Source organism: Pseudoflavonifractor sp. 60 (assembly GCF_009911645.1).
In the GTDB taxonomy this organism is placed as follows: Bacteria; Bacillota; Clostridia; order Oscillospirales; family Oscillospiraceae; genus Lawsonibacter.
Genome location: NZ_QWKI01000057.1, coordinates 12,432 through 26,088, shown reverse-complemented (window position 1 = coordinate 26,088; position 13,657 = coordinate 12,432). Strand labels below are relative to the sequence as shown.

Annotated in this window: 9 protein-coding genes; 3 read left to right on the top strand and 6 right to left on the bottom strand. The window is 59.4% G+C overall.

The genetic code is table 11. From position 1 onward, the window contains the following. Positions 1-80: 80 nt before the first annotated feature. The 5 genes from gnpA to D1646_RS07380 all read right to left on the bottom strand — a co-directional run bounded on the left by gnpA (position 81) and on the right by D1646_RS07380 (position 5,815). Positions 81-2,246 carry a 1,3-beta-galactosyl-N-acetylhexosamine phosphorylase gene (gene gnpA, locus D1646_RS07400; protein WP_160635859.1) on the bottom strand — a complete coding sequence of 722 codons (2,166 nt, stop codon included), beginning with the start codon at positions 2,244-2,246 and terminating at the stop codon, positions 81-83. Positions 2,247-2,258: 12 nt separating this feature from the next. Then, entirely contained in the window at positions 2,259-2,462 is a 204-nt protein-coding gene (locus tag D1646_RS07395; protein WP_160635858.1) for a hypothetical protein, read from the bottom strand. A 78-nt stretch (positions 2,463-2,540) separates the two neighbouring features. Beyond that, the gene (locus tag D1646_RS07390; protein WP_160635857.1) at positions 2,541-3,425 is read right to left on the bottom strand and encodes a carbohydrate ABC transporter permease; all 885 of its coding nucleotides are present in this window, start codon (positions 3,423-3,425) and stop codon (positions 2,541-2,543) included. 13 nt (positions 3,426-3,438) lie between these two features. After that, a complete protein-coding gene (locus D1646_RS07385; RefSeq protein WP_160635856.1) occupies positions 3,439-4,314 on the bottom strand; it encodes a sugar ABC transporter permease in 876 nt (291 codons plus the stop codon). Positions 4,315-4,417: 103 nt separating this feature from the next. Further along, complete coding sequence (locus tag D1646_RS07380; RefSeq protein WP_160635855.1) at positions 4,418-5,815, bottom strand: carbohydrate ABC transporter substrate-binding protein; 1,398 nt, start codon at positions 5,813-5,815, stop codon at positions 4,418-4,420. A gap of 357 nt (positions 5,816-6,172) precedes the next feature. On the opposite strand from D1646_RS07380, the gene D1646_RS07375 reads away from it, so the two are divergent. From D1646_RS07375 to D1646_RS07365, 3 genes are all read left to right on the top strand, one after another. Further along, positions 6,173-7,012: an AraC family transcriptional regulator gene (locus tag D1646_RS07375; RefSeq protein ID WP_160635854.1), complete on the top strand. Its 840-nt coding sequence runs from the start codon at positions 6,173-6,175 to the stop codon at positions 7,010-7,012. A 186-nt stretch (positions 7,013-7,198) separates the two neighbouring features. Beyond that, positions 7,199-8,839 (top strand): FapA family protein, encoded by a 1,641-nt coding sequence (locus D1646_RS07370; RefSeq protein WP_160635853.1) that lies wholly within the window; start codon positions 7,199-7,201, stop codon positions 8,837-8,839. 211 nt (positions 8,840-9,050) lie between these two features. Further along, positions 9,051-11,225 (top strand): YcdB/YcdC domain-containing protein, encoded by a 2,175-nt coding sequence (locus tag D1646_RS07365; protein ID WP_160635852.1) that lies wholly within the window; start codon positions 9,051-9,053, stop codon positions 11,223-11,225. Between the two features lie 81 nt (positions 11,226-11,306). Here D1646_RS07365 and D1646_RS07360 read toward each other — a convergent pair whose 3' ends face one another. Continuing rightward, on the bottom strand, positions 11,307-13,619 hold the full coding sequence (locus D1646_RS07360; protein WP_160635851.1) for an ATP-dependent Clp protease ATP-binding subunit: 2,313 nt from the start codon (positions 13,617-13,619) through the stop codon (positions 11,307-11,309). Between the last annotated feature and the right edge of the window lie 38 nt (positions 13,620-13,657).

Genomic DNA, 13,657 nt, shown 5'->3' with positions numbered 1-13,657 from the left:
AATTCAAATTGCCAGTGTTTGCCATCTGCTTTACGCAGGCAGCAAGCACTGGCATCTGTTTGAGGGATTTTTATAACGCCCTATTCAATCTCATACCACCGAATCTCGTTGGCGTCCAGATCCAGAGTAAAGCTGGAGCCGTCCCCCCGGAAGACGGTGGTGGACTGGGATACATAGGTGTTGTTGACCACACAGAATTTGCCGTTTTTCACATAGGCGTGGACGTCCACATTGCAGTTGCTGGACAGCCACAGATTGAGCTGGTCCTCGCTGCGGCTGGACCAGAGCACCGCCCGGTGGAGCAGACGGCTGTTCTCAAAGGAGTAGGGCAGGCCAGAGATGTACACCGCCCGGCCCTGGCCATACTCATTCACCGCCAGCTGGACCTCTCTGTCCCGCTGGACCAGCACCTGGGCGCCCGGCAGAGCGTAGATGCCCTTCTTGCCCTCGCCAAAGTCCGCCTCCCCCTGGCAGTCGGCCAGAATGAAGTGGTCCAGATGTTCCTCCCAGTTATATTTGTCATAACCCAGGGTGAAACCCGTCTCTTTTTCTACGCCGAGTATACTGGCCAGCTGGAGATATCGGCCTTGGTACTGATGCCCCGAGGGCTCCCCCACGCCGATTAGGCCGCCGCCGTTCCACACAAAGCGTTTCACCGCAGCGGAAATCTCCGGGTCCTCCCAGACTGCTCCGCCGGTGTGGGCGGTGTCGCCGTCGCCGATGTTCAGAAGGACGTCTACTCCATCCAGAAGGGAGGGATTGGCCTTGACCTGGTCGAAGCTGAGGAACTGCACCTGGAAGGGTGCGCCGGACAGGGCCTCGATGACCCCGGCATAGGAGTAATTCTGTTTCTGATACAGGGCGTGGTGAACCATATGGCAGCCCCAGGACCGGGCCCGTCCCCAGCTGTTCAGCACGGCCACCGTCTTGACGCAGTAGGGGGTTGTCCCCTTGATGTTGTGGTACAGCTCCCGGAACTCATTGCAGACCGACTCCACATAGTCGATAAACGCGGGGAATTGGCAGGCCAGCTTCAGGTAGCCGCCGTAGCCAATGCGGTCAATGGGCTTTCTCAAAATGGCCCGGCGGGCGGTGACCCAGTTCTCTTTGGCCTCCCGGACGGGGTCGCCCCCCTGGTGGAAGGTGTCGGGGAAGAAGTAGGGCAGAAAGCGGCCCTCGGTGTATTGAACCCCGGGAATGTCAGCAATCAGCCGCAGGGTGGACCCGTTGCCCACGCTGCCCACCACCGCGTCCAGGCCAATGCTGGAAAACTCCTCCAGATAGGGCTCGGTGCCGATCCAGTGGTCACCCAGGAACATCATGGCCTCCTTGCCCAGCTCGTGGGTGATGTCCACCATCTCCTTGGCCAGGGCGGCCACCTCCCGGCGCTGGAAGGCCATAAAGTCCTTAAACTCCTTGGAGGGGACCCGGTACTGGTTGTTGTAGTAGCCCTGGTCAATGATGTACTCAGGGCGGAACTTGTAACCCGCCTCTCGCTCAAACTGCTCCAGGATGTAGGGGGAGACCGAGGCGGAGTAGCCGTACCAGTCCACATATTTCTCCCGCTTCCACTCGTCAAAGATCAGAGTGAACTGGTGGAAGAAGGTGGTATACCGGATGACATCCACATAGGGGTGGTCCGCGATGAACTTGCGCAGCCGCTCCATGGTGAATTTCCGGGTCTTGGGCTGGCGGACGTCAAAGGTAATCTGGTGCTCGAAGTTGGTCCAGCCGTTGGTGACAGCGTTGTACATATGGACCGGGTCCCAGATCAGGTAGGCCAGAAAGCTGACGGTGTAGTCGTGGAAGGGCTCCGGGGCGTCGATGACGACCTGGCCCTCCTCGTACCGCCACGCCTGGGGGGCCAGGGGTTCCACAGTGGTGCGGTCCACCACCTCCCACCAGCGTTTGATGTCGTCCCGGGTGTTGACCTCCAGCAGCTCGTCGCTGATTCCCTGCATCAGCGGGATGGACAGCGGTCCAACCGAGGCGGTGTGGAAGCCGGTCATAATATAGCACTGCTGAATTTCGTCCGGATTGGCCCGGGCCCAGGCGTTGTCCTTCCGGGTCGTGTAGTAGGTGGAGTATACCTTGGCGTCAACCCCCTTCAGCTCCTCGGGGTAGTCGGTGCCGTCGCAGTCCCGGATGGCGTCCGCCCCCCAGCGCTTCAGCAGCTCCAGCGTCTCGGGGACCACGTCCACGTCGGTGGGGATGGTTACCCGGCCTGTTTTACATATGTCGGTCATGTGTTCCTCCCTTTACAGCTTGCGCTTTTCCGTCTCAAAGGGTTTGTTGTAGATCATCAGGGCGGCCAGCAGCAGGATCACGCCCAGGATCATCAGCCCCAGGCCGGACAGCTGACCGGTCAGGGTCCAGCCGTAGATCACCAGCCCCAGCCCTACGAAAAAAAACAGGGCAATCAGCGAGACCCGCAGGCTGGTATGTTCTTTCCAGAATTTCATTATAACACATCCTCTCCGTTAAAGTCGATGGTTCGGCGGAGTGCTTCCGCAATATTCCAGCAATCGAAGCGGCACAGCTTAGCCTTTCAGTCCGCCCACGGTCATGCCCTGAGTCAGCTTTTTCTGCACGCACATATAGAGGATCAGAGTTGGCAGCATCACCAGCACCAGACCGGCGTACATCCGGCCGAACTCCGCCTTGGACTGGGAAGCCTGCATCAGATTGAGCAGGCCCACAGGGAGGGTCTTCTGTCCGGCGGCGCTGCTCATCAGGGTCATGGAGATGATGTACTCGTTCCAGAAGGACAGGAAATTGAACAGGATGATGGTGATAATGGAGGGCTGAGCCATGGGAAAAATCACCCGGATCATAGCCTGACCGTAGCCCGCGCCGTCGATGTAGGCGGCCTCCTCAAAGTCATGGGGGAGGGTTGCGAAGTAGCCCGACAGCAGGTAGACGGTGAAGGGAAGAGCAGTGGCGGCGTAGACCAGGGCCAGCATAAACAGGTTGTTGAGGAAGATGGTCTTGCCGAAGAAGTAGTTGATCCAGCTGTCCCAGTCCCGCATCATCAGGAAGATGGGCACTACGATGTAGTTCACGTTAATGAACAGCCCGGCCATAAAGGCGGTGTTCAGGAACCGGCCTCCCCGGAAGCGGAACCGGGACAGGCAGTAGGCAGCCGGCAGGGCCACCACCAGCAGCAGAGCCAGGGCCAGGGCGGTGACGATCACCGAGTTGAGCATATAGCTGCCCATGCTGGCCGCCGTCCAGGCCTCATAGAAGTTCTGCCAGTAGAACCCGGCGGGCATAGCCCAGGGATTGCCATAAAACTCGCTGTTCTGCTTGATGGAGGCCAGGAAGACCCAGGCCACCGGGACAATAATGACGATGGCCAGGGTGGCCAGTACCACATAGATAAAGGCCTTGTACAGCCGGTCGCCGGAGGAAATCTTTTTTGTCATTCTCTGCCCCTCCTTACATTTCCAGCACTTCCCGCTCCGTTACCTTGTTGACCAGGGCGGACAGCAGGAAGGAGAACAGGAAGATAATCACGCCGGCGGCCATAGAGTAGCCGTAAAGGCCGGCGTCCTTCTGGGCGTACATAAAGCTCAGGCCCACGTCGGCCATACCGGGGGCCACCATGGATTTTACAAACAGGAAGGCCATATTGATGGTGGAGATGATGAAGAAGGTCAATGTGGTGCGAATGTTGGTCCAGATCAGGGGCAGGGTGATCTGGAAGAACTGGGTCAGCCGCCCTGCGCCGTCCAGCCCGGCGCTCTCATAGAGGCTGGCGGGGACGGCGGACATAGAGGCCATATACATCACCATGTAGTAACCGATGGCCTGCCACACCATGGCGATGATGACGCTGACAATGACCATGGGCTGGGTCTTCCAGAGGACCGCAATATCCCGTCCGGCGAAGAAGGTAAAGATATTGTTCAGCATACCGGTGGTGTCCGGCTTGTAGACGGCGGAGAAGATACCAGCGATGACCACGATGGACAGGATGTTGGGGATGTAGAAGATGATCCGGAAGAAGTTCTGTCCCTTGATCTTCTCCCGGGTGAGGATGGCGGCGAAGACGATGGCGAAGAAGAAGGTGATGATGGTCACGGTGACGATGAGCAGAATGGTGTTCTGCATGGAGGTGATAAACTTGGTATCCTTGAGCAGGACTTTGAAGTTGTTTATCCCCACGAAGGTCTCGGTGGGGGAGTAGGCGCCCCGCTCAAAGAGGGACATACGAAACACGTTAAAGGTGGGCATAACCATAAAAACGAAGAACAGGATGGCTGCCGGAGCCACACACAGAGCGATGAACCGGCTGCGGCCTTTGCTGCGCATGGAATCTCTCCTTTCTCGCTGGAAATAAAACGGCAGCGGTGAGCGGTTTTCGCTCACCGCCGCCTGCATTACGGACGATTGAATGGTTTTAGACGGGGAAAAATCACTCGCTCAGCAGATTGGCGCGCATCTGGTCGCTGGCGGTATTGATGTTCTCCACCCACTGGTCCGTGGTCAGGGAGCCGCTCACAAGGCTGTTGAAGGGGTCAAAGAAGACCTCGCGCACGCTGCCCAGGCCGGCAACGGAGGCGTAGGCGGCGAAGCCGCCCATAACGGCGGAGGCGCCGTTGTCATAGATGGAGTAGAAGATCTTGTTGTCGCCCTCCATACCGTCGGTGATGCCGGTGATGGGCTGGGCGGCGCCGCCCTTGGCGAAGATCTCAGCGGCCTTGTCGCTGTACATAAAGGCCACGAACTGCTTGCCGGCGTCGATGTTGGCCGCGCCGGAGGGAATCCAGATCTGCTCCAGCCAGCAGTAGCTGGCACTGGTGCCGCTGCCGCCGCCAGGCAGGGCGCACATACCCCACTGGAAGCCGTCGGCCCGGGGGGCATCGGCCATCTCGCCCACGATCCAGGTGCCATTGGGCATGAACAGGGCCTTGTTGTCCAGGATCAGCTGCTGGTTCTGGGTGAAGTCGGAGTCGTTGGCCTGAGCGGGGGTCACCTTGGCGGTGTAGCTGGCCAGCTTGCTCATCACGTCGAAGCACTGTTTGGCTTCGTCGGTATCCCACACGCCCTCGGCGTAGTTCATGGCCTTGTTGAAGAAGTCGGGCCCGCCCACAGAGTAGAGCAGGGTGGGGAAGAAGGTGTCGAAGTAGCCGGTGGTGGGGTAGGTAAACAGGGCAATGCCCTCAGCGGCAGCCTTGTCGCCCAGCTCCCACATCCCGTCCCAGGTGGTGGGGACGGTCCAGCCCTTCTCGGCGAAGAGGCCGGCGTTGTAGAACAGGCCACAGGGGGAGTAGAACATGGGGGCCAGGTAGGTCTTTCCGTCGTTGTAGGGATTGGTGATGTTGGTGCCCACAAAGCCGGGGACCAGTTTGCTGCTGACGGTGGCGCTTTCGCCGGGGACGGTCATGGACAGCACGTCGGTGATGTCGGCAATGAGCTTGTCCTTGATAAACTGCTCGGTCAGGCCCTTCTCGCGGCCGGTAGCGCACAGGATCGCATCAGGGTAGTCGCCGCCCTGCATGGAGGGGCCAATCACGTCCTCCAGGTTCTTCTCCAGGATGAGCTGGACCTCAACGCCGGTCTCGGCGGTGAAAGCATCGCAGACCTCCTGCCACATACCGGGATAGGTGGTCTCATAGCCGGAGGACAGGGCGGCTACCTTGATGGGGCCGGCGGGGGTTGTGGGGTCAGTTGTGCCGGAGCCGCCTTGGCTGGTGCTGGAGCCGCCGGCGGGGGGATTGTTGGACTGAGCGGGCGCCGGTGCGCCGCCGCAGCCCGCCAGCAGAGACAGGGACATGGCGGATGCAAGGAGCAAGCTGAGCATCTTTTTCATCGTTTCTAACCTCCTCAAAAAATTGGAACAGTACGTTTGGCCGAAACACCGGCCTTGTGACTCTAAGTATATATGTGTCTTCGCTGGGAAAACAGCCTGATTCTTGCGCTTGTCTTTAGAAATATTGCTCTCTTCGCGTTTTGCACATTTTTCTTCAACATCCTTTCTTAGCTTTGGTAAATATCCATAGTTTATTCCGGTAAAGCAAGGGGCAGAGGCTGAACTAACTGAAAAGAGAACAAAAGGGAATGGTGTAAACAGTTAAATGTTGCACAAATTTCAGAATAAGTCTATAATAGAAAAAAGAGCGGGATTCTGTCAGTTTTGCAAAATTGCGCTGAGGGGAGAGGAGTCTGTTTGAGCAGCTGTCAGTTTAGTTTTTCCCAGACGGCTCATGAGCCGTCCAGCCGCAGGGACCTGCGGCTGAGCTATATCACCAAGGCGCAATATTCCCAGGAGTGGAACTCCAATCTCCACGCTCACGGCTGTGCCGAGCTGTTTTTCATCACCGATGGCCACGGACGCTTTCGCACCCAGTATGAGGAGTTTCCTGTGGCGATCCACGACCTGATCATCGTCAACGCCAATGTGCTCCACACCGAGCTGAGCCAGATGGACAGCCCTTTGAAGTACATCGTGCTGGGGGTGGAGGGGCTGGAGGCTCTGGGAGGCGCGGACGGCTATACCATGCTCCATCTCCACAGCGGCTGGCGGGAGCTGCTGAATTGTCTGGAGCTTATGTTTCAGGAGGCCAGGGAGAAGCAGTCCGGCTATGAGGAGGTGTGTCTCCACCTGCTGGAGGTGGTGCTGGTCCGTCTGGAGCGGCAGGACAGCCTGTCCCTGTCCGACCAGCCGGACGGGTCCCGCTCCAGCCGGGAATGTGCCCTGGTGCGGCGGTATATCGACAACCATTTTAAGGAGGATTTGAAGCTGGATCAGCTGGCGCAGCTGGCTCATGTGAACAAATATTATCTGGCCCACGCCTTCCGCCAGGAATTCGGCACTTCGCCGATCAGCTACCTCATCTCCCGGCGGGTTGAGGAGAGCCGCTTTCTGCTGCGGGAGACGGACCACACCCTGTCTCTCATCTCCCAAATGCTGGGTTTCTCCTCCCCCAGCTACTTTTCCCAGTGCTTCCGCCGCGTTGAGGGGATCAGTCCGCTGGAATACCGGCGGCGGAGGACGCCCCGGCGGTAACCCGCTGGGAGTGCCGCACAGGCAGGACGGCGGGAGATAAGCTCCAGACCGTTTTTCTCCTTGTCCAAGTTGTTTGCAGCTTCTGCCCCCAGGTCAATCTATAGGAAAATTCATTAAAATATTAGTAATATTATGCTTTTAACCCTTGATAATCTCCCGTATGAATGATATGATACGAGAGTCTGGATGTCAGGAAGCGGCTGTGATAAAGCCGCAGCTTACGAAAAGGCAGGGGTGGAGATGTCGATTTTCGACCGGTTTATCTCAAGAGACTCAAATGAGCAGGAAAAGAAAGCGCCCCGCCCCACTTCCTGCAAAAAGGTATTTTCCGAGCTGGACGCCACCAGTAAAGAGGCGAAGGCTCAGTATCCAGACGACAGCAAATCAATGGATGATTTTCTAGGGATTTTAAAGGAAGTGTCCAGAGTCAGATATAAAAAGGCGTTGGAGGGGGGCCGGGAGCCCATGAAGGCCGAGGCGCAGTTTTTCCTGTCCGAGGACCGGATGAGCGCCTACGCCTGTCTGCTTCCGCCGGAGAACAACGGAGATGGGCTCACGCTGGAGGAGTTTTTGGAGGATATCCGTTACGAGGGCATTTGCTACGGCATTTTGCAGGAGGAGCTCCAGCGGGAATTTGAGCAGGGGTATCTCCGCATCTTTCTGGTCGCCCAGGGGAGCCTGCCCCAAGCGGGACAGGACGGCAGTGTGACAGAGCTGTTCCAGCGGCACGGGAACCTGTGTCTGGAGGTGCAGGACGGGGACCCGGTGAATTTAGGGAAGGATATCCAGCTCCAGCCCATCCGCAAGGGGACGGTGATCTGTCAGATCCAGCTCCCCAAAGCGGGGACGGACGGCATGGATGTCACAGGACAGATTCTTCCCGCCTCCCAGTCAGTCGGCGCCGATATCCCTCAGGGAAAGAACACCATCATCAGCAAGGATGGCCAGGCCCTCGCCGCCGGTGTGGACGGGATCCTGTACATTGAGAACGACCGGTTCTGTGTCCATGAGCAGAAAATTATTGACGGCAACCTGGACCAGTTTCAGGGTGTGCTTCGGATTTCAGGCAACCTTTATATCGGCGGGAATGTGGACGGGGGCGTTGAGGTAGAGGTGTCCGGCGATGTTGTAGTTGCCGGAAAGGTGGGACAGGCCCGCATTACCTCCAGAGAGGGAACGATTTTAGTCCAGCAGGGCATTTATGGAAGGAAAGGCGGTACCCTTGTAAGTGCAAACCGCCAGGTGCAGTCCCCGGTGGTGGAGTGGGCGGAAATCAGTGCCGGGACCAGCGTCTTTGCCGAGACGATTTCCAACAGCGTCATCCGCTGCGGCGACACAGTCTATGCGACCAATGGACGGGGCATGATTGCAGACAGCCATATCCAGGCGGGGGGCAGCGTCCTATGTCAGCGGATCGGCAATCTGGCAGGGGGCCACAACCGATTTTCTGTCGGCTATCCCCCCCATGTCCTGGAGTCCTGGGAGCGCAGCAAGGCGGAATTGGCGCAGGTGCAGTCCACCCTTGAGCTGCTTTGGAACTCAATCACCGACCTGCGAAAAAAGGGGACCCGGATTTCTCCGGGGGAGAAGGCCGTTCTGGACAAGCTTGTGGAACAGCGGGAGCTTTACACCCAGCGGCGGGAGACACTGACCGCGGAGCTGCACACCATGAATCAAATTCTGGGCCAAAAAAGTGCGGGGAGGATACAGTGTGAAAAATTGTACCCCTCCCTGGACGTCCATATTGGCAGAGCGGCGGAGGAGATTACCACGGCGGAGGAAAACTGCGATATCCGTGTGGTGGATAACGTCATGCTGTTAAGGTGAAGGCCATATACACAGAACAGACAGATTGCTGGCCCTGGCAGTCTGTCTTTGTTTAGAGGGGACTGCCCCCTTTGGGGAAGCCATTTCCAGCTGGAACAAAGCCAATTAAAAAATATGAAAAAGATGGAACTTCGGGCGCTGAAAAACGTCTGATATCAGTGAGGCAGGATTTGACGCCCTGCGTGTTTAAGAAAGGAAAGGAGAGAGTACGATGAAAAAACGCATCCTGTCCCTGATGCTGGCCCCGGCGCTTCTGTTTTCTATGGCTGTCCCCGGGATGACGGTGGAGAGAAGCGACAGTGCGGACCGTCTGGCCGCCGTGACCAGGAAGGTGAAGGACACATTGAACCTGGATACGGAGCAGTACAAGGACTTTCATGGTCAGCTGACCGAGGGGGAGCTGGCCCCCACCTGGCGGCTGAGCTGGAGCGGAGTGGGCGGTTCCCTGGAAATCACGGCCAGCGAGTCCGGCAAGATTTTAAGCTACTACTTCTACAGCGAGGACGAGGACCGGAGCGGCGAACCCCTCTCTCTGCCCAAGGGCGATCCCGCCCGGGTCAAGGCGGCGGCGTCCGCATTTTTGAGCCGGGTCCTGGACTCCAGGGAGACGGTGGACCTGGACGCTGACGGAGATACCACCTCCTCTCTCCGGCAGACCCGCTGCTACTTCCAGGGAACTGTGCTGCTCAACGGCTGTCCCTCTCCCTTGAGCTACACCCTGTCGGTGCGCACCTCGGATTACGCCGTTGTACAGTTCCGGCGGGACGCGCTGGAGACGGATTACATCGGCTCCCTGCCCGCCGCCGGCTTCCGCATGGAGCAGAGCGCCGTGGAGCCCCTGCTGCGGGATACTTTGTCTCTGCGGCTGGAGTACGTTCTGGACGAGGAAGCGGAGAAAGCGGTGCTGCGCTATCTGCCCAACGGAATCGACAGCTTCTATGTGGATGACGCCTCCGGCAGGCTGGTGAACCTGACTGAGCTGTATGAGGAGCTGGGGAAGAGCGGCGGTTCTGATTTTGCTGAGGACAGGGCGGAGTCTGCGCCAACAGCCGCCGCCAACAACGCTGGCGGCCTGACCCAGGCGGAGCAGCTGGGGACGGACAAGCTGAAGGGGACGCTGAGCAAGGAGGTCCTGGACCAAAAGGCGAGAGCCATCTCCCAGCTGGGGCTGAGCAGCTATACGCTGGCCACTGTCTCCTATCGGGAGGAGGAACTGGTGAAGGACGCCCCAGTGATTTCCGCCCGCCTGTCCTACGCCAAGCGGGTTGAGGAGGAGACCTGCCGCCGGATGGTGACGGTGGACGCCAAGACCGGGGAGCTGCTGGGGGTGTACAGCTACCGGCCCTGGAGCCAGGAGAATGAGCAGAAGGTGAGCGAGGAGACCGCACGGAGGACGGCGGAGGCTTTCCTGCAGGCCCAGCAGAGAACGCGGTTTGCCCTGTGTGCAGCCTACACCGGCGACCCCGCCTATGTCCGGGAGAACGGCCGCTATGGGACCTGGAGCTTCCGGTATGCCCGGCAGGAGGGGGGATACTTCTTCCCCCAGGACCAGTTCAGTGTGGGTGTGGACACCATCGACGGGTCCATCGCCTCCTATTCCCAGACCTGGTCGGAGGATATGCAGTTTGACAGCCCCGAGGGGATCATCTCCATGGAGGAGGCGGTCGGCGCCTATTTCCAGACCTTCCGGGTTACCGGGGGCTATATTGCGGTCCCCCAGAAGCTGGACCTCTCCGACCCGGAGCATATGCCGCTGGCAGAGATGGGCTACAGCGCTCTGAACTGCCTGAAATTGGGGTGGCAGCTCACGGCGGCAGAGGAGAGAGTGACGGGGATCGACGCCAAGACCGGCCAGCCGGTGCGCTGGCAGAGTGTAAGCCGCAGTCCTGTGGAGTACAGTGACCTGGAGGGCTCCCTGGTGAGAGAGGCCGCCCAGGCTCTGGCGGAGTACGGCATTGGTTACGCAGGGGGCCAGCTCCGGCCCGAGCAGGAGCTGACGCAGCTGGACCTGATGTCCCTGCTGGCCAGCACCCAGGGGACCCTGACCGACCTGGAAAACCTGGAGGACAACGCAGACCAGATCTATCGGATTGCCTACAGCATAGGGGCGCTCCGCCGGGAGGAGCGGAACGACGGCCAGCGGCAGACGAGGATGGATGTGGTAAAGGTCCTGCTGAACGCGGGGGGCTACGGACCTGCCGCCCGGCTCCAGGGGATCTACCGCACCAGCTTTTCCGATGAGGAGTCCATCCCGGTCCAGCTGTTGGGTTATGCCGCCCTGGCCCAGGCTATGAATGTGGTGGCGGGCGACACCTTTGCCCCCGGACAGACCGCGACCCGAGGGGACGCCATTATGATGCTCTACGCCTTTATGCAGAGAAATTGACGGGTACGCCTGACTGAAAATTGTCCCAACGCAAAAAACACCGGCACATGGGGTTTGTTCCATGTGCCGGTGTTTTTGTTTTTACATCGCCAGCAGCTCCAGCGTTTCCCCGTCGGAGACCGCCTTGAGCTGAGAGACGGGCTCCTGCCAGCCCTCGATCAGCCGGGCGGCAATGGTGTCCTCCAGCTCCTTCTGGATCAGGCGGCGCAGATTCCGGGCGCCGTAGGTGGCGGAGTAGGACTTCTTTACCAGATAGTCCAGCAGAGTCTCGTCCCAGGTGAAGTGGATGTCCTTCTCACCCAGAGTCCCCACCAGCTCCTTGAGCATGAGCACGGCAATATCCTTAAAGTTCTCCTCGGACAGCTGGTTAAAGTAGACGATCTCGTCAATCCGGTTGATGAACTCGGGACGAAGGAAGTCGTTCAGCGCCTTCATAGCCCGGTCCTTGCCCTGTTCGTTGGCGGTGCGCCCAAAGCCCACGGAGCCTACCTTGGTGCTGCTCCCTGCGTTGGTGGTCATCACGATGACCGTGTTCTCAAAGTTGACAGTCCGACCGTGGGCGTCGGTAATGCGTCCGTCGTCCAGTACCTGGAGGAGGATGTTCAGCACGTCGGGGTGAGCCTTCTCAATCTCGTCGAAGAGGACCACCGAGTAGGGCTTCCTCCGGATCTTCTCGGTGAGCTGCCCCGCCTCGTCATAGCCCACATAGCCTGGAGGAGAGCCGATAATGCGGGACACAGCGTGCTTCTCCATAAACTCGGACATATCCAGACGGATGAGGGACTCTGGGGTATCGAAGAGGTCGGCGGCCAGCTGCTTCACCAGCTCGGTCTTGCCCACGCCGGTGGAGCCCACGAAGATGAAGGATACCGGCTTGCGCTTGGGAGAGATGCCCACGCGGCCCCGGCGGATGGCAACGGAGACCGCCTTTACCGCCTCGTCCTGGCCGATGACATGTTCCTTCAGCCGCTCCTCCAGCCGGGCCAGACGCTGAAACTCCTGTTCCTGGATGCGGCTGGCGGGGATGTTGGTCCACAGTTCAATGACGTTGGCCAGATGCTCCTGGGCCAGGGCGGGGTGGGCCTGGGCTTCCAGCCCCTGCTTCTCCTCCTCCAGACGCAGCTCCAGGCTCTTAATGTCGGCCAGCCGCTTATAGGAGTCCTCGGTGGCGGCGGCCATCATGACCTCTTTCTCCTTGGCCAGATCAGCCAGCTCCTTGTCCACCGCATTGAGGCGGGCCAGGGCCTTGTTGTGGAGGTTTACATTGGAGCAGGCCTCGTCGATCAGGTCGATGGCCTTGTCGGGCAGGTAGCGGTCGGTGATATACCGCTCGCTCATGGTGACGGCCAGGCGGCACATGGCGGGGGAGACGGTCACCTGGTGGAACTTCTCGTAGTAGGGGACAATGCCCTCAATGACCCTCACGCTCTCCTCGATGGAGGGCTCCTCCACGATGACGGGCTGGAAGCGGCGCTCCAGAGCGGTGTCCTTCTCGATGTGCTTGCGGTACTCGTTGAGGGTCGTGGCTCCGATGACCTGGATTTCTCCCCGGCTGAGGGCGGGCTTGAGAATGTTGGCGGCGTTCATAGAGCCCTCGGCGTCGCCGGCGCCCACAATAGTGTGGACCTCGTCAATGACCAGGATAATGTTGCCCAGCTTCCGGATCTCCTCGATCAGGCCCTTCATGCGGCTCTCGAACTGGCCCCGGAACTGGGTTCCCGCCACCAGAGCGGTAAGGTCCAGCAGATAGACCTCCTTGTCCAGCAGCTTGTAGGGCACATCCTTGGCGGCGATGCGCTGGGCCAGGCCCTCGGCAATGGCGGTTTTGCCCACGCCGGGCTCGCCGATGAGACAGGGATTGTTCTTCTGCCGGCGGTTGAGGATCTGAATCACCCGTTCCAGCTCCCGTTCCCGGCCAATGAGCTGGTCCAGCTTGCCGTCCTGGGCGCGCTGGGTGAGGGAGATGCAGTAGCTGTCCAGAAATTTCCGCTTGGCAGGCTTGGCGCCGCTATTTTTCTCCCGGCTGCTGGGAGCGGGACCCTCACCGCTGGGGGCAGGCGCGGGGGAGGAGCTGCCGCCGCCAAAAAGCTGGTTGAGGAAGGGGAAGGTGGCGGTGCGGCCGTCGTCCTCCTCGTCGTCCTCCTCCTTGGCGGGGGACATCATGCCCTCAATTCCCTCCGCGCCTCCGAAAGCGGACATCATCTCGGAGGTCAGGTTGTCCAGATCCTCATCGCTGATGCCCATCCGCTTCATCATGTCGTCGATGGGTTTAATGCCCATCTCGCGGGCGCATTTGAGGCACAGCCCCTCATTTTTCGAGGCGCTGCCCTCCAGCTTGGTAATGAAGATCACCGCCACGTTTTTTCCGCAGCGGCTGCACATGGTAGGCTGCATAGTGAATTCGCTCCTTTCGAGGGACTCCATCTCCTGCC

Coding starts and splice junctions, on each gene's coding strand:
- D1646_RS07370 (WP_160635853.1), top strand. CDS start 7,199: ATGTCAGGAAGCGGCTGTGATAAAGCCGCAGCTTACGAAAAGGCAGGG.
- D1646_RS07385 (WP_160635856.1), bottom strand. CDS start 4,314: ATGCGCAGCAAAGGCCGCAGCCGGTTCATCGCTCTGTGTGTGGCTCCG.
- gnpA (WP_160635859.1), bottom strand. CDS start 2,246: ATGACCGACATATGTAAAACAGGCCGGGTAACCATCCCCACCGACGTG.
- D1646_RS07365 (WP_160635852.1), top strand. CDS start 9,051: ATGAAAAAACGCATCCTGTCCCTGATGCTGGCCCCGGCGCTTCTGTTT.
- D1646_RS07380 (WP_160635855.1), bottom strand. CDS start 5,815: ATGAAAAAGATGCTCAGCTTGCTCCTTGCATCCGCCATGTCCCTGTCT.
- D1646_RS07390 (WP_160635857.1), bottom strand. CDS start 3,425: ATGACAAAAAAGATTTCCTCCGGCGACCGGCTGTACAAGGCCTTTATC.
- D1646_RS07395 (WP_160635858.1), bottom strand. CDS start 2,462: ATGAAATTCTGGAAAGAACATACCAGCCTGCGGGTCTCGCTGATTGCC.
- D1646_RS07360 (WP_160635851.1), bottom strand. CDS start 13,619: ATGCAGCCTACCATGTGCAGCCGCTGCGGAAAAAACGTGGCGGTGATC.